Source organism: Mycobacterium sp. E2479 (assembly GCF_001667925.1).
Classification (GTDB): Bacteria; Actinomycetota; Actinomycetes; order Mycobacteriales; family Mycobacteriaceae; genus Mycobacterium.
Genome location: NZ_LZJR01000146.1, coordinates 1 through 18,940, shown reverse-complemented (window position 1 = coordinate 18,940; position 18,940 = coordinate 1). Strand labels below are relative to the sequence as shown.

The window sequence follows — 18,940 nt, the reverse complement described above, 5'->3', positions numbered from 1 at the left end:
AACTAGATGGGCCTGCCGACCCACGGAAACCCACCCTAACATCCGCCGCGCCGTGCCGCGGCTAACACGCCCGCTACTGCGGCACCGTGATCGACGTCGCCCCGTGTCCGGTGCCGTACTGTCCGGCGTGGCCGCCGCCCAGCAGGTCGTGCAAGCCCAGAATGGCGGTGATCCGGCCCGGCGCGGAGTCGACGTCGTCCACTGTGGTGATCGCCGAGTTCATCCCGGCGTCGGCGCGGGTCACGGCCACGGCGGCGCCCCCGGTCGCCGAACCGTCGCGCCCGGCGAGCAGGGTGCCCGAGCCGTGCGGGGCCAACGCGGCCGAGAACCGGGCAACGCTGACGCCCTTGTTGCCGGCGTCTTGGGGCAGCGAGCCGCCCGTGACTACCAGCGCAGCGTTGGCCGCGCCCATGTGATCGGTGGCCTGATAGGTGATGAAGCCCGTGTCACGCAACGCCGCCAGCACGGTGTTGCGCTGGATATCGTCCACCGCGGGCACCGCCGTGTTCGCGTTGGCCAGCAGGGCGATGCCCAGTAAGTCGCCCGCCTGCGAACCTTGGTCGACGAGCTTGGTGCTCAGCTGCTGGCCCGCGGGCAGTACCGAGGAGTTCACCACCGTCTGCAGCTTCTCCGCCGAGTTGGCCTCGACGAACTCCTGCGTCAGCGACACCGTTCCGGTCACCGCCCCGCCGGCCTGACCGATGAATTTCGACACCGCGGCCACGTCGTCGTCCTGGGCATCCGGGGTGCGGAACACCACAACCGACTTGCCGCCGAGCGCGTCATGCACCATCCGACCGGCGAGTTGGGTGTCGAAATTGTTTGCCGCGCTGAGCTTTTCGTTCAGCACATTCTTCTGGTCGTTGAGCCCGCTGATCTGCGTGTGCAAGTCGCGCTTCTCGTCGCGGAGGCTGGACAACAGGGTGTCCGACAAGAAGCCGGAGCCCAGCACGACTCCCACGGCCAGCGCCAAAAAGACTGCGGCCAGCGATAAGGCATGTTGACGCAACGAGATCATTAAACGCACCAGTCCCAACTGAGAATTGTGAAACTCAGGTGACCCACTTCTGCACCATCAGGCAGAAGTGATTCCAGTAGTCGGTTACCCAATGCAGCACCGCACCGTCGGTGCGCGAGACCCACAGCGCGACGATGACGGCGATCAGCATGGTCAACGCGAGCAGCGCGATGGCGCCCGCCGAGATGTGGTTGCGGTACAGGGTGGCTACTGCCTTGGCGTCGACCACCTTCTCGCCCACCCGCAGCCGGGTCAGGAACGTGGAGGGGTTGCTGTGCGCGCGAGTGCGGTCGAAGAACGTCTCGATGTTGGCGGTGTGCCCGGCCGTCACGAGCAGCGCGGCGCCGTGGTGGTCCGCCAGCAGGAGGGCCAGGTCGATCGCCGAGCCGGCGGCCGGAAACGTCATCGCCCCGACGCCGAGATCCTGGATCCGTTCCAGCCCGGGCGCGTGACCGTCGGCGTCGGCGGGCAACACCACCTGGGCACCGCACTTGAGCGCGTCCGTGCTGATCTGGTCGGGGTCACCGACGATGATCTGGGGCCGATAGCCCGCCTTGCGCAAGACGTCCGCTCCGCTGCCGACACCGATCAGCGCCGGCTGATACTCCTTGATGAACGGCTTGAGCGAGCGCAGATCCTCGGCGGCGCTGGGCTCGTCGGCGACGATCACCACATGCCTGCGGCGCAGGTCCACGTCGACGTCGGGGATGCCGATGCCGTCGATCAGCAGCGGGCTCTCGCTCTTGATGAACTCGATTGTGTTGCCGGCGAACGCCTCCAGGTGTGCCGACAGCCCGCTCTTGGCCTCGCGCATCAGGTCGGCGATGTCGTGGTCGGTGCGCTCGGTCCCCCGGACCAGCCTGCGATCACCGACGTAAACCCCGCCCTCGTACAGCCGGATCTTGGAGCCGTCCTTGACCTTCCTGAAGACGTCGGGTCCGGCCTCGTCGATCAGCGTCACCCCATTGTTGACCAGCACCTCGGGCCCCATGTTCGGGTAGCGGCCCGACACCGACGGAGACGCGTTGACGACCGCGGCGATGTCCGCCTCCACCAGCGCGTCCGCCGTGATGCGGTCCAGATCCAGGACGTCGAGCACCACGATGTCGCCGGGGCAGACCCTGCGCAGCAGTCGGTCGATGTTCCGGTCAACCCGGGCGGTGCCGACGAGGCCCGGCCGGGCGGGGTTACGGGAAAGCAGGCCTGACATCTTCATGGGGGCGATTCTGTCCGCGAAGCCACGGCGGGGATGGGAGGCGCGCCGTAACATCAGCCTCAGAAGTTATCTAGAGTCCCATTAGTCACATCTATATTAAGTGTTTCCGACGGTTAGATCTCATCCTTCTGTGCCGCATCGAGCAGTTCACGGGCGTGCGCACGGCCGCTGTCGGATTCACCCAACCCGGCCAGCATCCGCGCCAGCTCGGCCACCCGCTCGTCGTCGGCGACCCGCCGCACCACGCTGGTCCCCTTGGGCCCGGCTCCATGCACCACCAAGTGCATGTCGGCGTAGGCCGCGACCTGCGGCAGGTGGGTGACGACGATGACCTGGTGGGTGCGGGCCAACCGCGCCAGCCGCCGCCCGATCTGCACCGCCGCCCGGCCCCCCACGCCGGCGTCGACCTCGTCGAACACCATGGTCGTGCCCACTGTCTCCTTGCGCGAGGCGGCCAGCACCACTTCGAGGGCCAGCATCACCCGGGACAACTCGCCCCCGGAGGCGCTCTTGGCCAACGGCAGCTGATCCATCCCGCGGTGCGCGGCGAAGCCGAACTCCACCTGGTCGACGCCGTCGGCTCCGGCGCGGGCCAGTTCGCCCGACGGCAGCCTGAGCATGGCGGCGTCGTCGGCAGCCGACGCGACGTCGACGGTGACGTCGATGCTGAACTGGGCGTCGGCCATCGCCAGTCCGGACAGCTCGGCGGTGACCTCCTTGGCGAGCCGCTTGGCGGCCTTGCGCCGGAGATTGCTCAGATCGACCGCGGCCCGGGCCAATTCACTTCCGAGCTCGTCGACCCGCGCCGCCAGGGCGGCCAGTCCTTCCTCGGAGACGTCGAGTTGGGCCAGTCGTTCGCGCGATTCCCGGGCCCAGGTGAGCACGCCGTCGATGTCGGCGGCGTACTTGCGTGTCAGCGTGCGCAGTTCGGCCTGCCGGGCCAGTTTGGATTCCAGGGCGCTGGCATCGACCGGCAGCTCCTCGAGGAAGCCGCCCAGCTCAGCGGCCGCGTCGACGACCACCGTCAGCACCTCGCCGAGCTGGCCGGCCAACGAGACCAGCTTTGCGTCGTCCGTCGATTCCAGTGCGGCCCTTGCCTTTCCCAGGCTGTCGGTCGCGCTGACTCCGGTTCCGTCCGCCTCATCCGAGGACAGGGCCGCGCGGGCCAAGGCCGCGGCCTCGCGGAGGGTGTCCAATTCGGAGAGCCGCAGGATCTCTGCGACCAGGGCATCGTCCTCGCCGGGTTGTGGGTCCACGGCATCGATCTCGTTGAGCGCGAAGTTCAGCCGGTCGGCTTCCAGCGCGAGCTCGCGCATCCGGTTGCGGCGGTCGAGCAGGTCGCGCCGCGCCGAGAGCCAAGCGTCCCGAAGCTTGCAGTAGCGCTCGAGCGCGGGGCGGGCCTTCGCGAACCGGTCCAGCGCGCCGCACTGCTCCTCGGGCCGCATCAGCCGCAGCTGGTCGTTCTGCCCGTGCAGGGTCAACAGCCCGGCGGTGAAGTCGCCGAGCGACTTGGCCGGCACGCTGCGGCCGCCCAGATATGCCCGCGACGGTCCGTCACGGCTGACCGAGCGCAGCGCGATCACGCTGCCGTCCTCGTCGCGTTCGGCGCCCGAGGCGTCCAGCATGTCATCCAGCTGCGCGACCACAGCGTCGTCGAGATCCGTTGTGGTGAAGCGGCCTTCGACGATCGCCCGATCGGCACCAGAGCGCACTCGGGTCGCGTCCGCGCGGGCACCGCCGAGCAGGTGCAGCCCGGTCACCACCATGGTCTTGCCGGTTCCGGTCTCGCCGGTTAATACCGTCAGGCCGCGGCCGAACTCCCCGACCGCGGCGCTGATGGCACCGAGGGACTCGATGCGGATTTCGGTCAGCATTCAGTCAGCACCAGTGCTAACGCCCTCAGTTCCCGCGCCACCCGGTCACCGGCAACCGGAATTTGCGCACCAGCCGGTCGGTGAACGGGGCGCTGTCCAGGCGGGCCCATTTCACCGGTGTATCGCAACGTTTTACCTCCAGCCGGCTACCCGCCGGGATCAACATCTCCCGGCGCCCGTCGCAGAACACCAGGGCGTCATGACCGTCGGCCTCGATCTCGATCGCGATGGTGGCGTCCGGGCTGGTGACCATGGGGCGGCCGAACAGCGCGTGAGCGTTGTTGGGTACCACCAGAATTGCCTCGAGGTCCGGCCACAACACCGGTCCGCCGGCGGAGAACGCGTAGGCGGTGGATCCGGTGGGCGTCGAGACCAGCACCCCGTCGCAGCCGAAGGCCGACACCGGGCGCCCGTCGATTTCGAGGACCACCCCGAGCACCCCCAGCCGGGGACCCTTTTCCAGGCTGACTTCGTTCAGCGCCCAACCATGCACGGAGTGGTCGGCGCCGTGGCGCACCACCACGTCGAGGGTCAAGCGGTCTTCCACCCGATAGTCCTGTGCGACAACATGATCCAACACCCGGTCGATAGCCTCGGCCTCGGCCTCGGCCAGGAAACCGATGCGGCCCAGGTTGACGCCCAGCACCGGGATGCCCGCGTTGCGGGCCAGTTCGGCGGCCCGCAGGAAGGTGCCGTCACCGCCCAGTGCCAGCACCAGTTCGCAGCCCTCCGCCGCCTGCGGGTCGGCGTTGACCACCTCGATCTCGATACCCAGGGCGCGCATGTCGTCGGGAGCCAGGCGCAGCGGACCCTTGTCGACCGCCTCGGCGGACAGCACGCGAAGTGCGATTCCGTTGTCGCCCAGTACTTTCTGCACGCGCCGCGCGGTCTCGGTGGCCTCGTCTCGGCCGGTGTGGACCACCATCAACACGGTGCGTAGCGTGTTTTCGTTCACTGTGGCCCGCTTTCCACCGCGCGCCGCACCGCCGTCGCCAGCTCGTCGCCGGCCAGCGGCCGATCGGTCTGCGCGCGCAGCCGCAGAAAGTATTCGACATTGCCCGACGGCCCCGGCAGCGGGCTGGCGATGACGCCGACGGTGTGCCAGCCGAGCTCGCCCGCGCGACCGGCGACGGCCAGCACCGCCTCGGCGCGCAGGCCCGGGTCGCGCACCACACCTCCGGCGCCGACCAACTCCCTGCCCACCTCAAACTGCGGCTTCACCATGGGAACGATATCCGCGTTCGGCGCGGCGCAGCCAGCCAGCGCCGGCATAACCGTAGATAGCGAAATGAATGACAGGTCAGCCACCACAAGGTCGGCTCGCCCGCCGATCGCCTCCGGCGTGATCTCGCGAACGTTCGTTCGCTCGACGACGACCACCCGCGCGTCGGTGCGCAGCGACCACGCCAGCTGGCCGTAACCCACGTCGACGGCAACCACCTCCGTGGCCCCGCGATCCAGCAGAACCTCGGTAAAGCCACCCGTCGACGCGCCGGCATCCAGGCAGCGGCGCCCCACGACCGAAACTTCGAACGCGTCCAGCGCCCCGATGAGTTTGTGCGCTCCGCGCGACACCCAGCCGCGCTCACCGTCCTCGGCGACCGTCAGGGCGGCGGTGACGGCGACGGCGGTGCCCGGCTTGCGCGCCGGAATCCCGTCGATGCAGACCTTCCCGGCGCCAATCAGCTCCGCGGCCTGCTGGCGGGACCGGGCCAGGCCGCGCCGAACCAGCTCGGCGTCAACGCGGGCGCGTCGAGACATCCGCGCGTTCAGCCCTTCTCCGCCGACTCCAGCGCGGCCAGCAGCACGTCGTGCGCTTCGGACAGGCGACGTGCTATGTCTTCGAGCTCGTCCAGCGACGGCACCTGCCCGGGGTCTTCGCCGCTTCCGGGCTGGGGTAGGCGCGCGAGCAGGGCGTCGATTTCAGCGCGAATCTCATCGGGATCGATAGTCATCGCGTTCCTACGCTAGTCACCCGCCGTGGCCTGGTCCATCGGTGTACCAAGTCGGGAAAGGCCGGGGATTCGCGTGTCGCGCACCCGCGCGGCGTGACCATCGCCGCCCACCGATGGGAAAGGTCTTCGATCCGGAGCATCCGTACGAAGAGCCGCCTCGCCGTTGCGACGCCCATCCGGACCGCACCGACGCGCCGTGTGCAGACTGCACGCGACAGCCGAGGCGCGGTCTGTTCTGGCACGAAAAGGCAGCCGAAACGTTCGACAGCCTGGAGGATGATCCGGTGCGATTGGGGGCTTGGCGATCCGCCACGCGCGACGGCACGTCATGAGTAGTATTCGGTGCTTCGCCCCTACGACGAGGAGACTGCACCATGGATGAGGTAGGCGAGGACGACGTTCACGGCCAGCGCTTGGCGGCACCAGCCTCCGTCGCGTCAAAGCCCGGTAATGGGCTGTTGCCACGCCTATATCGTCGCCTGTTCTTGCCGGACCCGTCGGTCTATTGGGTGCGCAGAGTGATGGACTACGAGACGCGGAAATTGGTGCGGAGTGTTGGGCCCGACCAACTCAGCGCGCTGGAGATTTCCGGGGATTATTGGGGCCGCATCGAGCAGTTCAAGACGTACCGCTCGGTTGGCTATCCAGAGTTCGACATCTGCGCGTCGACACTGGATGAGCAGTTCGATCTGATATTGGCAGAGCAGGTGTTTGAGCACCTGTTGTGGCCTTACCGGGCGGGAAAGAATGTGTATCAAATGCTTCGCCCCGGCGGCTACTTCTTGATGACCACGCCGTTTCTGATCCGAATCCACGAAGTTCCGGTTGATTGTTCGCGCTGGACGGAAACCGGCATCCGGTACTTTCTGGCCGAGTGCGGCTTCGACTTGGACCGGATCGAAACCGGTTCCTGGGGTAATAGCGCTTGTGTTCGCGCCAACTTTTTCCGCTGGGCTCGGTACCGGCGCTGGTGGCATTCCCTGCACAACAACCGGTATTTTCCGGTCTCCGTGTGGGCATTTGCGCAGAAGTGATGCAAATTGAGCTCGGACCTCCGGGCCGACGAAGCTTGCGCTGCATTGTATGGCGCGCGCCGGTTCATCCCCTCCCGAGGATTTCTTGCGCTGATCCGTTCCGCACTGGCGCTCCTACTTTCAGACGCGCGAAAAAGAGCGGAAGAGGTAGTGTTCCGGTATTTCGCATCGACGCGCCACAGGCGGTAAAGATGCTGTGCGAGTAGCGGACTGACCTCGGTATCATCGACTCCGAACCCCCTCCCCCGTCACTCGGTGTGTACCAAAGACCAGCGTTGCAGCGCGGTGCGCGCGGTGTCGTCGGCGGCCTCGATGCGCACCTCGCCGGAGCCGGAGCGGGCGTACACCGCGGCGGCAACCGCGCGAACGATCGACAGGCCGTCCCCGTCGTCCGCCCCGTCGGCACTGACGCTGATCGCCGTGTCCGCGACGTCGACGCGCCAACCGGGCTGCGGCCCGACCGCAAGCTGCTCGCCGTCGGTGTGCAGCGAGCGCAGGTCGTGGCCGATATAGGTGGGGCGCTGGGCGGGTTTGGCGTAGACCGCGTCCCGCGCGGAATTGACCCCGGTGAGCACCATGAGGCTGGGCAGCTCGGCGGCGTTGGCGCCCTCGATGTCGGTGTCGAGTCGGTCCCCGACCACCAGTGGGGCGCGAAAGTCGCCGCGAGCCGCGGCATCCCGCAGCAGTGCCGGCGCCGGCTTGCCCGCGACCTGAGGCTCGCCGCCGGTGGCCGCCCGAAGCGCGGCCACGAACGATCCGTTGCCGGGCAACAACCCGCGTTCGGTGGGCAGCGTCAGGTCGACGTTGGACGCGACCCACACCGCGCCGGCCCGGATGGCCAGCGCCGCCTCGGCCAGATCCGGCCACCCGATGGTCTGGGACAGACCCTGCACGACGGCGGCCGGGCCGTCGTCGTAGCTGCGCACGGGCCGCAGTCCGACGGCTGTGATCTCGTCGGCCAGCGCCTCGGTGCCCACGATCAGCACCGGTGAGCTGGGCGGCAACTGGTCGGCGAGCAGCCGCGCCGCGCTTTGCGCGCTGGTGGCGACGTCGTCGGCGATCGCGGTGAAGCCCAGCTCTGTCAGGTGCGCGGCGACCTCGTCGGCGCTGCGCGAGGCGTTGTTGGTGACGAAGTACGCGCGGCTGCGCACCTCGGCCAACGCCTGCACCGCGCCCTCGGTGGGCCGACGGCCGCGAAACATCGTGCCGTCCAGATCGATCAGCAGGCAATCATATTGCTGCGCAATGGTTTTAGCGTGATTCGGCTCCGTCATCAGCCGAGTTCACTGACGCGATCCTCGGCGTCGGTGACGCCGTCGACGTCGGCGGCCGCCGAGTGCAGGAACCATTGCAGCGCCTCGTCGTCACGGCCGAGCGCCAGCAGGGTGTCGGCGTATGCGTAGAACAGCCGCGCGGCCGTCGTACCGCTGCGGGCCGGGTCCAGTTGTGGCGTGGACAAGACGGTGAGCGCCTGCTCGAGTTGGCCGAGATCCGTGCGCGCCCCGGCGGCGACGATCCGCAACTCGTCGGCGTCGTCACCGCTGAGCTCGGCGGCCTCGGGGCCGCGCGCGAGTTCGATCGCCCGCTCCGGACGGCCAAGTCCGCGTTCGCAATCGGCGATCAACGCCAGCAGGGAGGACTTGCTGCCCATCCGGCGCGCCGCGCGTAACTCGGCGAGCGCCTGTGCCCAGTCGCCGCAGTGGTAGGCGGCGATGCCCACCGCTTCCCGAATGGTGGCGATCCGGCTGGACCGGGCGCGCGCCGCCCTGGCGTGGCGCAAGGCGGCCTCCGGGTCTTCATCGAGCAGCTCGCCCGCAGCCACCAGGTGGCGCGCCACGGCATCGGCCGTGGCGCGGTCCAGCGTGGTGAGCTCGCGGCGGATCTCGGGTGACAGCTGCTTGGCTTCCACACCGGGCGGTATCGGCGGCCCGTCCTGTGGCGCGCGATCGACCTGAGCCTCCCGGCGCGCGGTGCCTTGCGGCTGAACCGGCCGCGCACGGCCCGGACCTGACCAGCCGCTGGATGCCGGCCGGCCTCGCCGTTCGCCGCCGTGCCGTTGCCTGTCGTCGACCACGCAGCCGAGAATACGGGCAGCCCGGCGCCTAGCTTCGCGGCCGGCTACCCAGTAGCGGCGCGAACACCGCCGGACAGTAGGTCGCGATCGCGACGATGGTGAACCTGCCCGCCATCTCGTACGACATTCCGTTGACCTCGGCCATCTTGGAGGTCACCTCGTCGAACGACCCGCCGGGTTCGACCAGCATCGGGCACACCGACTGCCCCAGCGCCGTGGTGCCGGTCGGCTGGCTGTAGGAAATCCCGGCATTGGTCAGCGCGGACAGGAAGGCGTTGCCCACCATGTCGGCGCGGATCGGCGCCGACAGCGCCGCGGCCATCGCCACCAGACCTGTGATCCCCAGAATCGGCAGGACGGTCAACCGCACACGCCTCGCGAAAAGCACCGTGACAACAGTGGTCGGTGCGGGTCACGTCAACGACACGGTGAGGTAAAGATCTGTGCACACACCGCGTTTTGCGGCGGCCGTCCGGCCCCCGTCCCGTTAGACCTTTTCGACCCCGGCGACGGTGCGTTTGCCGCGCCGCAGCACCAGCCATTTGCCGTGCAGGAAGTCCGACGGTTGCGGCGCCCATTCGTCGCTGTCGATGCGCACGTTGTTGACCGAGATGCCGCCCTCACCGATGGTGCGCCGCGCGGCCTTCCTGCTCTCGGACAGGCCGCTGGCGACCAAGAGGTCGACGATCCCGTCAGGGCCACCGGGTTTGAGCTCGGCGACCGAGGTCTCGCGCAGCGCCGCCGACAGCGTGCCCTCGTCCAAGCGGTCCAGTTCGCCCTGTCCGAACAGCGCCCGGCTGGCGTGCTCGACGGCGTCCGTGGCCGCCTCGCCGTGCACCAGCGCGGTCAGTTCGCGCGCCAGCCGCCGCTGGGCGACCCGCTGCTGGGGGCGCTCGGCAGTCGCCTGTTCCAGCTCGCCGAGCTCATCGGCCGTCAAGAAGGTGAACCAACGCAGGTACCGGATCACGTCGGCATCGGCGGTGTTGAAGAAGTACTGGTACCAGGCGTAGGGCGTGGTCAGCGCCGGGTCCAGCCATAGGCTGCCGCCCCCGGTGGACTTGCCGAACTTGGCGCCGTCGGCGGAGGTCACCAGCGGCACCGTCAGCGCATGGACGGAGGCGCTCAACTGCTGGCGCACCAACCGGACGCCGGCGATGATGTTGCCCCACTGATCGGACCCGCCGATCTGCAGAGTGCACCCGTAGCGCCGGTGCAATTCGACGTAGTCGTTGGCCTGCAACAGCATGTAGCTGAACTCGGTGTAGGAGATGCCATCGCCCTCCAGACGCCGCCGGACGGTGTCGCGGTCCAGCATGACGTTGACCGAAAAGTGCTTGCCGACGTCGCGCAGGAACTCGATCGCCGTCATGGGGCTGGTCCAGTCCAGGTTGTTGACTACGACGGCGCCCGTCGGTGACTCGTCGAAGTCGACGAAGCGTCGCAGCTGCCCGCCGATCCGCTCGGTCCACTCGGCGACGGTGTCAGCCTCGTTGAGGGCCCGCTCGCCGACGTCGCGCGGGTCGCCGATCATGCCGGTGGCGCCGCCGGCGAGCACGATCGGACGATGGCCGGCGCGTTGGAACCGGCGCAACGCCAGCAGGGGCACCAAGTGCCCGGCGTGCAGGCTGGGCGCCGTGGGGTCGAAGCCGGCGTACACCGTCATCGGCCCGCGCCGCGCCTCGGCGGTCAGCGCATCGAGGTCGGTCGACTGCGCGATCAGGCCGCGCCAACCCAACTCGTCGATGATCATGTCGCCCATGATCCAAGATCCTTCCAAAGATCGGTTCGGCTAGTCGCTGGCGCCCGGGGCCGGCGCGCGTGGGCTGCGGCGATACGCCGAAACCTCCGGACGGCCGGCAAGCCACAACCGCCACGGCCGATCGGCGGCCTGACTGACACCCACCCGCGGGCCGGACGTCGCAGTCAGCGGTTCGTGTAGCTCGAGGGTCACCGGACTGTTGCGCGCGAAGAGGTCAATACCGTTGTCGTCCATGGCGATTCCCATGGCGGAGCATAAGTTGCCCGGGCCCCGCGCCAGGGCGGCGGTGTGCACCAACTCACCGCGGCGGGCCCGCGCGACGTCGACGCCGTCCTCGATGGCCGCGGCGCGCAGCAAGACCGCGGCGGCGGTGCCGTCGGGTCCGCAGGAGACGTTGGCGCAGACATGGATGCCATGGCTGCGGTAGGTGTAGAGCCGCCCAGGTGGGCCGAACATCACGAAGTTGCGAGCGCGCAGGCCCTTGTACGAGTGTGCCGCGGCGTCGGGCCAGGGACCGTCGGGGACTCCCCCGTACGCCTCGACCTCGACGACTACCGCGGTCACACCCCGCGCGGTGAGGGTCGCGCCTAAGAGCCGGCGCGCGGCCTCGACGGGGTCGGCCAACAGCTGGGCCGCGGCCGTGCCGTCGCGAAATCGTCCTCGAGCCTTGGCCACATCAGATCCTGAATCCTCTTTTCTGAACCCAACGAACTTACCGGCAGGCCGGACATGGCAGTATCCCGGTGTCCCGTGACCCCAGGGCCGGGAGAAGGAGCCCACCCCATGCATGCGATCGATCCCGCCGCCACCGCGTGGCTGCTGGCCAGCACGGCATTGGTTTTGCTGATGACCCCCGGCCTGGCGATCTTCTACGGTGGCATGGTCCGCACCACCGGTGTGCTCAACATGATGATGATGAGCTTCATCTCCATCCCGCTGGTGACGGTGGCGTGGCTGCTGGTCGGCTACACCATCGCGTTCTCCGAGGACGGGGCGGGCGGACTCGTCGGCAACCTCAGGCATTTCGGCATGCTCGGCATCACCCCGGACACCGCCCGCGGCACGGTTCCGGAGCTGCTCTTTGCCACATTCGAGTTGACGTTCGCGATCATCACGGCCGCCCTCGTCAGCGGCGCGATCGCCGACCGAGCCAAGTTCGCCGCGTGGATGGTCTTCGTCCCGGTGTGGGCAATCGCCGTGTATTCCATTGTGGCGCACTGGGTCTGGGGGCCCGGCGGCTGGCTGGCCAAGCTGGGCGTCCTCGACTACGCGGGCGGGCTCGTCGTCGAGATCGTCTCCGGGTCTTCCGCATTGGCGCTGGCACTGGTGCTCGGCCCGCGAATCGGGTTCAAGAAGGACGCGATGCGCCCGCACAATCTGCCGTTGCTGTTCGTGGGTGTCGGGCTGCTGTGGTTCGGCTGGTTCGGCTTCAACGCCGGTTCCGCCTTGGCCGCCAACGGAACCGCCGCGGCCATCTTCCTCAACACGCTGGTCGCCGGGTGCCTGGGCATGCTCGGCTGGCTCTCGGTCGAACAGATCCGCGACGGCCGGCCCACCACTTTCGGTGCGGCATCGGGTGTGGTCGCCGGCCTGGTCGCCATCACCCCGTCCTGCGGGACGGTCAATACGCTGGGCGCGCTGGTCGTCGGGCTGGCGGCGGGCGTCGTATGCGCGTTCGCGGTGGGCGCGAAATTGCGCTTCAACTATGACGATTCGCTCGACGTGGTCGGCGTGCACTTCGTCGGCGGTGTGGTCGGGGTGTCGTTGATCGGTCTGTTCGCGACGGCGGTCATGACCGCGGGCCCCCAGGGCCTGTTCTACGGGGGCGGCTTCGGCCAGTTGGGCAAGCAGGCGCTGGCAATCGGGGTCGTCGCGCTCTACGCGTTCACCATGACGTTCGTGTTGGCGAAGGTCATCGACCGGTTGATGGGCTTCCGGGTCAGCGCCGAAGACGAGACCACCGGTGTCGACCTCACGCAGCACGCCGAAACCGCGTACGCCGAGGGCGTGCACGGCCATCTGCCGCAGCGCCGCCCTGCCACCGGCGAACGCTTCAACTAGTACACCGGCGCTGCCGGCCCGTGCCGTCTCCTGGCCACACGGCGATTCCGCAATGCGCTAGCCGCTAGCGCATTCGAAAGTCACCTCTCATTGCGGTCTTGACAACCCCGCGCGACCGGGCAATTATTCATCGCATGATGAGTTCATCGCATGATGAATTAATTGCCTGGCCCGGCGAGCCGGCGGTGCACATCGAGCACCTGCGCGTCATCCGCGGCAAACGCCCAGCTCTGCACGACTTCTCCGTCGAAATCGCCAGGGGCAGCATCACCGGCCTGCTGGGTCCGTCCGGCTGCGGCAAGACCACCCTCATCCGCTGCATCGTGGGCACGCAGATCATTGCCAAGGGCACCGTCACCGTGCTCGGCGTCCAGGCCGGCAGCGCCGAACTGCGCCACCGGATCGGTTACCTGCCACAAGACCCGACCATCTATAACGACCTGCGGGTCGTCGACAACGTTCGCTATTTCGCGGCGCTCTACGGGTTCGACGGCCAGGCGGCGGATGCCGCCATCGACCGTGTCGGGTTGACCGATCACCGGACCGTGTTGTGCGGCAACCTCTCCGGCGGTCAGCGCACCCGGGTGTCGCTGGCGTGCGCGCTGGTCTGCCAGCCCGACCTGCTGGTGCTCGACGAGCCCACCGTGGGCCTGGATCCGGTGCTGCGCGCGGACCTTTGGGAACAGTTCGCTGAACTGGCCCGCACCGGGACCACGCTGCTGGTCTCCAGCCACGTGATGGACGAAGCCGACCGCTGCGGCGACCTGCTGCTGATGCGCGACGGCCGGTTGGTCGCCCACACCACCCCGACCCGACTGCGAGAGGACACCGGATGCACGTCACTGGAGGACGCGTTTCTGTCCATCATCAAGCGCAGCACCATGCGCGAAGCGGGCTGAACCTGCGCGGCTACACCGCGACCACCGCGCGGATCCTGCGCCAGTTGGTCGCCGATCACCGCAGCGTCGCGATGATCCTGTTGGTGCCGGTCCTGGTGATCAGCCTGATGTACTTCATGTTCGAGAACGCCCCCCACCGCCCCGGTGGGCCGACCCCATTCAACAACGCCTGCCTGATTCTGCTGGGTCTGTTCCCACTGTTCGTGATGTTCATCATCACGGCGATCACCATGCAGCGCGAGCGGGCCTCCGGGACCCTCGAGCGCATTCTGACCACGCCGTTGCGCCGCCTGGATCTGCTGATCGCCTATGGCACCGCCTTCTCCGTCGCCGCTGCGGCGCAGGCGATTTTGGCGTGCATCGTGTCGTTCTGGCTGTTGGGTTTCGACACGGCCGGCAGCCCGGCGTGGGTGTTCGTCATCGCTATCGTCAATGCCGTGCTGGGCGTCGGTCTGGGCCTGCTGTGTAGTGCGTTCGCCCGCACCGAGTTTCAGGCCGTGCAATTCATTCCGTTGGTGATGGTGCCGCAGCTGTTGTTGGCCGGCATCATCGTGCCGCGCGCGCTGATGCCACACTGGCTGCAATGGATCAGCAACGTGCTGCCGGCCAGCTATGCGCTGGAGGCCTTGCAGCAGGTGGGTGCGCACCCGGAACTGACGTTCATCGCCGTGCGCGACATCGTCGTCGTGCTGGGCTTCGCCCTGGCGGCGTTGTGCCTGGCTGCGGCGACGCTGCGACGGCGGACGCCCTAGTGGCGATCGCAAGCGCGGGGGGCCGGCGGCGGGGCCGGCCGGCCGGCAACTCCGACACCCGCGATCGCATCCTCGACAGTGCGCGGGAGTTGTTTGCATGCAACGGAATTCGCAATACCTCGATCCGCGCCGTGGCCGCGGCGGCCGGGGTGGATTCTGCGTTGGTTCATCACTACTTCGGCACCAAGGAGAAGCTTTTCGCCGCGGCCGTGCACATCCCGGTCGACCCGATGTCCATCATCGGCCCGCTGCGCGAGGTGCCCGTCTCCGAACTCGGCTACCGCATCCCGTCAACGTTGCTGCCGCTGTGGGATTCCGAGGTCGGTACGGCGTTCATCGCCGCGCTGCGATCGATCCTGGCCGGCGAAGAGGTCAACTTGTTCCGGGCGTTCATCGAGGACGTGATAGCCGTGGAAATCGGCCCGCGCGTGGACAACCCACCGGGAAGCGGTACCACCCGCATCCAGTTCGTCGCGTCACAACTGGTGGGGGTGGTGATGGCGCGCTACATCCTGCAGCTGGAGCCATTCAAATCGCTGGCGGCAGAGCAGATCGCGCAGACCGTCGCGCCGAACCTGCAGCGCTACCTCACCGGGGATCTGCCGGACGGCCTTGTTCCATGAGCCGGGCATGCTCATCGTCGCCGACGTCGCGGGCCTCGTCGATGAGCAGTACCGGGATGCCGTCCTCGATGCGATACGCCCGTCGCAACCGCGGGTTGTAGAGCAGTTCTGACCCGACCAGCACCAGTGGGCCCCGGTCGTCGGGGCACACCAAGATGCTCAGCAGTCCATCGTCGATCATGTGTGCGCTCCAATCAGCTCGGAACGGGCGGCGCTGGTCAGGCGGCGGTACTGGTTGGCGTCGGCGTCGAAGTACCAGACTTGACGGCCGGCTTTCGGGATCCCGGCCGCCCGTAGAGCACTGACGGTGGGCCGGAACGTCGCGCTCAGGTTCATCTCCGGCACGACGCACACGATGTCGGGTCCCAGGCCGATCGGAAGCTTGGCGAAGGCCTCGGTCAGGTCGGCCGCGGTGATGGAGGCCCCCGGCAACAGCGTCACCGCCGACATCGCCACCTCGTGGTCGCCCACCGGCACGTTGTAGGTCACCGCGAGGTCGACGCCGTTAATGCAACCCAGCGCGTCGGTGACCGGTTCGGCGAACACCATGCCACGCGCGGTGCGCACCACCGAGCCGCGCCGGCCCGCCAGCCAGAAGTCACCGTCGTCGTCGCGGTAGAACAGGTACTCGGTCGCGATCCACGTGTCGCCGGCGGCAAAGACTCCGCGCTTGACCGAGGCGCTCGGATCGATCGGGCCGTTGGAGGCGGCGAGCAGAACGCCGACCTGGTTGGGTTCGGCGACCTGCACGAAGCCGCGCTCGTTCTCCGAAATCAGGTCGTGCTCGACGTCGTAGGCGCCCAACTCGATTCGACCGGCGCCCGGCAGCGGGCGGCCCTTGCTGCCGATCTTGGCGCCGGACACGTTGGCCAGCACCGCCTGCCCGTCGGTGGTGGCGAAGAACTCGACGACGTGGGCGGGCGCGAACGCCTCGACGACACGCCCCCATAGGCCGGTCGGCATGCCGGAACCGATAAACAGCCGCACCGGATGATTGCCGTGCAGCACGAACGCGGGATCGTCGACGATCTCGCCCAGCATGGCCCAGGTGTAGGACACCACGGTGACGCCGTACTGGCGCACCTCCTGGACGAATCGGTCCCGGTCCAGTCCGCGCGATAACGCGATGCGGGTGCCGCCGACCACGGCGCCGCCGAGGCTGACCAGCAGCGCCGACTCGTGGTGCAGCGGCGTCAGGCAGTAGACGGTGTCGCGGCGGTCCAGGGCGGCCGTCGAGGCGGTACCGAAGGCCGACACCGCCCAGCGGTAGTTGGTGATCTGCCTGGCCACCAGCTCGCCGCCCGCCGCGCTGAACGCGATGAACGCCAGATCCCGGGCCAGCCCCGGGTTGGGCCGGTACCACCCGGGCAGCTCGACGGCATCCGGGTCGATCTGCTCCATGTCGATGACGTCGGAGTCGTCGGGCAGATGCAGATCCCGCGACTCGCCACCGCCGAGGACCAGCACCTGCCGCAGCCCATGACGGTCGGACCCTCGCACCGCGTCGAGGTTGGTGGGGTCGGTGAGCAACTCAGTCACTCCCCCGAGCCGAACCGAGGCGGATAGATCGGCGTCAGGCCGCATCACCACCGCGATGGCACCGAGCCGGGACAACGCGGCGATGGCAACCAGGGCGCTGGGCCGGGTCTCCATCAGGACGCCTACGCGGTCCCCCTGCCGAACCCCGACCTCGATCAGGCCGCGAACGACGTTGTTGACGCGCCGGTTCACCGCGTCGTAGGTGTGCACGCGGCCGTCGAACAACAGAAATTCGCCCTGGGGCGCGTCGTGGGCCTGTTCCTCGATGATGCGGCCCAACGAAATCCGGGTGTGGTCGTTGATCTGGCCCAGGCGGACCAGTCGCGGAAGGGTGCGGGCCGTCTCGACGGCCAGGGTGCGCACCGACTTGTTGGCGGTGACGACGGTGTTGGCCGCGCCGCGGACCAGCCCAAGCGCCGCCTCGGAGACTTCGCCGACTCCGTGCGCGAGCCGGGAGCTCAGGGCGACGCCGCTGTCGGTGTGCTCCTCGGGCTGATCGGCCATGAGGTCGATGCTGTCCGGTTTGTCGCCTCCGATGGACAGCCACTTCACCCATTCGGCCACGGTGGGCCAACTCTGTTGCGCCGCTTTGGATCCCACGACCAAGCCGAAATGACCTGTGCGGATGGTAGATTCGTACACTTCGGCGTCCGGTGCGGCCCGCCGGATACCCCGCACCGATGCCGGCTGCCCGATGTCATCGACTTCGCCGACGAAGGCCAGCACCGGGCAGGTGATGTCGGTCAGGGTGACCATTTGGCCGTTGACGGCGAACCCGCCGGTCATCATCCGGTTGTGCGCGATGAACTGCTTGAGCAGTTCGGAGATCGCCGGACCCGACCAGGCGATCCAACCTTCGCGCTCGAGAAACCGGCGCTGCTGCTCGCGCGGGAGCAGCGCCTCCCGGTCGTGCAGCTGGCGCACGAAGTCGACGCGCGCCTTGGCGGTCTTGAGTGGATCCAGCATCTGGAAGCCGGTTCGCGCCATCCAACTCGGGATGGCCAGCCGGCTGAAGACGTGATCGGCCATGAAGTTGGCAGCGGGGGCGGCGAAGTTCGGCGGGATACCCATGGGCAGCGCGGCCAGGGTGTCCACGGGTGAACCGAAGGTGACGATGCTGGCCACGCTTTTAGAACGCCGGTAGGCGGCGACCTGGTAGCACCACATCCCGCCCTGCGAATAGCCGACCAGATGAACGTCGCTGCCGGTGGTGTCCCTGACCGTGTCGATGGCCTGACTGAGCGCGACGATGTGGTCGGCCAGGGTGCGACGCATGCCGCCCTCGACCTTGTCGGGTTCTCCGAAGTCGATGACCCAGGGGTCAAGCCCGTGGGCGTGCAGGATTCCCACCGCGCCTTCGTCGCGCGTGACATCCCACATGTCCGCGGACATCATCATCGGGTGCACCATCAGCACCGGCGGCCCGACATTCGACTGACCACCCCGGCTGTCCGGCGGGAAATACCGCCGAAGCTTGTACATCGGCACGCTCTCGACGATCTGCGACGGCGACGGGACAGTGCCGGTTTCCAAGCCCCCCAGTCGCAAGACTTCCAGCCCGTTCTGGGCTGTAGCGATCAGCCGCTCGACCGGTCGCGTGACCATCGAAAAATTGAGATCCACCGCTGCTCCCTGAGTCTTGACAGCTTGGACATCATGGCACATCGGGCCAGCTAGAACGGCAGTGGTTCGCTAAATGGGCGTCAACCGCTGCACCCGTTCAGATCGATGGTCGACCCCGGTCCCGCGCCCTCCTGTGCAGCGGCGTCGGCGGCGGCTTGCGGCGCAGCCCGCACCGGAACGGCGGGGGCGAGAACTCCGGTGACCGCGACCAGCGCAACTACCCTCATGGTTCCGACGCACCCACGCCATTGATCGACGACCTCAAGCTCGCGGCCGCAGCTCGGCAGTAGGTGAGAACCAGCCCTGAACCAGTGAGAACAGCGCGGCGGCATCATGCCAGTCGGGCGCTGCCGGTCCGGTCTGCATGGCTAGACAGGTATCGACAGGCACTACCTAGCCAACCGGCGGGGCACCGACAGTAAATACCGCCTGAGGGGTTTTGATTACTTCCGACGTGGCGCGTTACACGTCGATGGTCTGGCTGACGTATGTCTCCCAGGTGGCGATCTGGCC

19 protein-coding genes are annotated in these 18,940 nt (G+C 68.0%); 5 read left to right on the top strand and 14 right to left on the bottom strand.

Annotated features, from left to right (window positions below; translation table 11 throughout):
- Nucleotides 1-73: 73 nt before the first annotated feature.
- The 6 genes from A5686_RS21675 to A5686_RS21650 form a co-directional block, all read right to left on the bottom strand.
- Nucleotides 74-1,018, bottom strand: a complete 945-nt coding sequence (locus tag A5686_RS21675; RefSeq protein ID WP_067938500.1) for a copper transporter — start codon at nucleotides 1,016-1,018, stop codon at nucleotides 74-76.
- 34 nt (nucleotides 1,019-1,052) lie between these two features.
- Nucleotides 1,053-2,234 (bottom strand): putative cytokinetic ring protein SteA, encoded by a 1,182-nt coding sequence (gene steA / locus A5686_RS21670; RefSeq protein WP_067938498.1) that lies wholly within the window; start codon nucleotides 2,232-2,234, stop codon nucleotides 1,053-1,055.
- Nucleotides 2,235-2,347: 113 nt separating this feature from the next.
- Complete coding sequence (gene recN / locus A5686_RS21665) at nucleotides 2,348-4,108, bottom strand: DNA repair protein RecN (RefSeq protein WP_067938496.1); 1,761 nt, start codon at nucleotides 4,106-4,108, stop codon at nucleotides 2,348-2,350.
- 25 nt (nucleotides 4,109-4,133) lie between these two features.
- The gene (locus tag A5686_RS21660) at nucleotides 4,134-5,063 is read right to left on the bottom strand and encodes an NAD kinase (RefSeq protein WP_082947741.1); all 930 of its coding nucleotides are present in this window, start codon (nucleotides 5,061-5,063) and stop codon (nucleotides 4,134-4,136) included.
- The gene (locus A5686_RS21655; protein ID WP_067938494.1) at nucleotides 5,060-5,869 is read right to left on the bottom strand and encodes a TlyA family RNA methyltransferase; all 810 of its coding nucleotides are present in this window, start codon (nucleotides 5,867-5,869) and stop codon (nucleotides 5,060-5,062) included. Before A5686_RS21655 ends, A5686_RS21660 begins: the two co-directional genes overlap by 4 nt.
- An 8-nt stretch (nucleotides 5,870-5,877) precedes the next feature.
- On the bottom strand, nucleotides 5,878-6,063 hold the full coding sequence (locus A5686_RS21650) for a hypothetical protein (protein WP_067938493.1): 186 nt from the start codon (nucleotides 6,061-6,063) through the stop codon (nucleotides 5,878-5,880).
- Between the two features lie 521 nt (nucleotides 6,064-6,584).
- Here A5686_RS21650 and A5686_RS21640 point away from each other — a divergent pair.
- Complete coding sequence (locus A5686_RS21640; RefSeq protein WP_067938551.1) at nucleotides 6,585-7,097, top strand: methyltransferase domain-containing protein; 513 nt, start codon at nucleotides 6,585-6,587, stop codon at nucleotides 7,095-7,097.
- A gap of 248 nt (nucleotides 7,098-7,345) precedes the next feature.
- Here A5686_RS21640 and A5686_RS21635 read toward each other — a convergent pair whose 3' ends face one another.
- From A5686_RS21635 to A5686_RS21615, 5 genes are all read right to left on the bottom strand, one after another.
- Entirely contained in the window at nucleotides 7,346-8,371 is a 1,026-nt protein-coding gene (locus A5686_RS21635; protein WP_067938489.1) for an HAD-IIA family hydrolase, read from the bottom strand.
- A complete protein-coding gene (locus A5686_RS21630; protein WP_231986447.1) occupies nucleotides 8,371-9,171 on the bottom strand; it encodes a tetratricopeptide repeat protein in 801 nt (266 codons plus the stop codon). The genes A5686_RS21635 and A5686_RS21630 overlap by 1 nt, the downstream gene beginning before the upstream one ends.
- A gap of 28 nt (nucleotides 9,172-9,199) precedes the next feature.
- Complete coding sequence (locus A5686_RS21625; RefSeq protein WP_067938485.1) at nucleotides 9,200-9,559, bottom strand: DUF732 domain-containing protein; 360 nt, start codon at nucleotides 9,557-9,559, stop codon at nucleotides 9,200-9,202.
- 99 nt (nucleotides 9,560-9,658) lie between these two features.
- A complete protein-coding gene (gene tyrS, locus A5686_RS21620) occupies nucleotides 9,659-10,930 on the bottom strand; it encodes a tyrosine--tRNA ligase (RefSeq protein ID WP_156750181.1) in 1,272 nt (423 codons plus the stop codon).
- A gap of 30 nt (nucleotides 10,931-10,960) precedes the next feature.
- Nucleotides 10,961-11,605, bottom strand: coding sequence for a DNA-3-methyladenine glycosylase (locus A5686_RS21615; protein ID WP_067938483.1), 645 nt, complete (start codon nucleotides 11,603-11,605; stop codon nucleotides 10,961-10,963).
- A 108-nt stretch (nucleotides 11,606-11,713) separates the two neighbouring features.
- On the opposite strand from A5686_RS21615, the gene A5686_RS21610 reads away from it, so the two are divergent.
- From A5686_RS21610 to A5686_RS21595, 4 genes are all read left to right on the top strand, one after another.
- Nucleotides 11,714-12,991 carry an ammonium transporter gene (locus tag A5686_RS21610; protein ID WP_067938481.1) on the top strand — a complete coding sequence of 426 codons (1,278 nt, stop codon included), beginning with the start codon at nucleotides 11,714-11,716 and terminating at the stop codon, nucleotides 12,989-12,991.
- A gap of 134 nt (nucleotides 12,992-13,125) precedes the next feature.
- Complete coding sequence (locus tag A5686_RS21605; RefSeq protein ID WP_067938479.1) at nucleotides 13,126-13,890, top strand: ABC transporter ATP-binding protein; 765 nt, start codon at nucleotides 13,126-13,128, stop codon at nucleotides 13,888-13,890.
- Nucleotides 13,824-14,642, top strand: coding sequence for an ABC transporter permease (locus A5686_RS21600; protein ID WP_197520666.1), 819 nt, complete (start codon nucleotides 13,824-13,826; stop codon nucleotides 14,640-14,642). The genes A5686_RS21605 and A5686_RS21600 overlap by 67 nt, the downstream gene beginning before the upstream one ends.
- The gene (locus tag A5686_RS21595) at nucleotides 14,642-15,265 is read left to right on the top strand and encodes a TetR/AcrR family transcriptional regulator (protein ID WP_156750180.1); all 624 of its coding nucleotides are present in this window, start codon (nucleotides 14,642-14,644) and stop codon (nucleotides 15,263-15,265) included. Before A5686_RS21600 ends, A5686_RS21595 begins: the two co-directional genes overlap by 1 nt.
- On the opposite strand, the gene A5686_RS21590 is transcribed toward A5686_RS21595, so the two are convergent.
- The 3 genes from A5686_RS21590 to A5686_RS27410 are packed head-to-tail and all read right to left on the bottom strand — an operon-like array spanning nucleotide 15,231 to nucleotide 18,654.
- Nucleotides 15,231-15,446 (bottom strand): Trm112 family protein, encoded by a 216-nt coding sequence (locus tag A5686_RS21590; RefSeq protein WP_067938477.1) that lies wholly within the window; start codon nucleotides 15,444-15,446, stop codon nucleotides 15,231-15,233. The two genes, A5686_RS21595 and A5686_RS21590, sit on opposite strands and share 35 nt — an antisense overlap.
- Complete coding sequence (locus tag A5686_RS21585) at nucleotides 15,443-18,469, bottom strand: acyl-CoA synthetase (RefSeq protein ID WP_156750179.1); 3,027 nt, start codon at nucleotides 18,467-18,469, stop codon at nucleotides 15,443-15,445. Before A5686_RS21585 ends, A5686_RS21590 begins: the two co-directional genes overlap by 4 nt.
- Nucleotides 18,470-18,507: 38 nt before the next feature.
- Nucleotides 18,508-18,654: a hypothetical protein gene (locus A5686_RS27410; RefSeq protein WP_156750178.1), complete on the bottom strand. Its 147-nt coding sequence runs from the start codon at nucleotides 18,652-18,654 to the stop codon at nucleotides 18,508-18,510.
- Nucleotides 18,655-18,940: the final 286 nt, after the last annotated feature.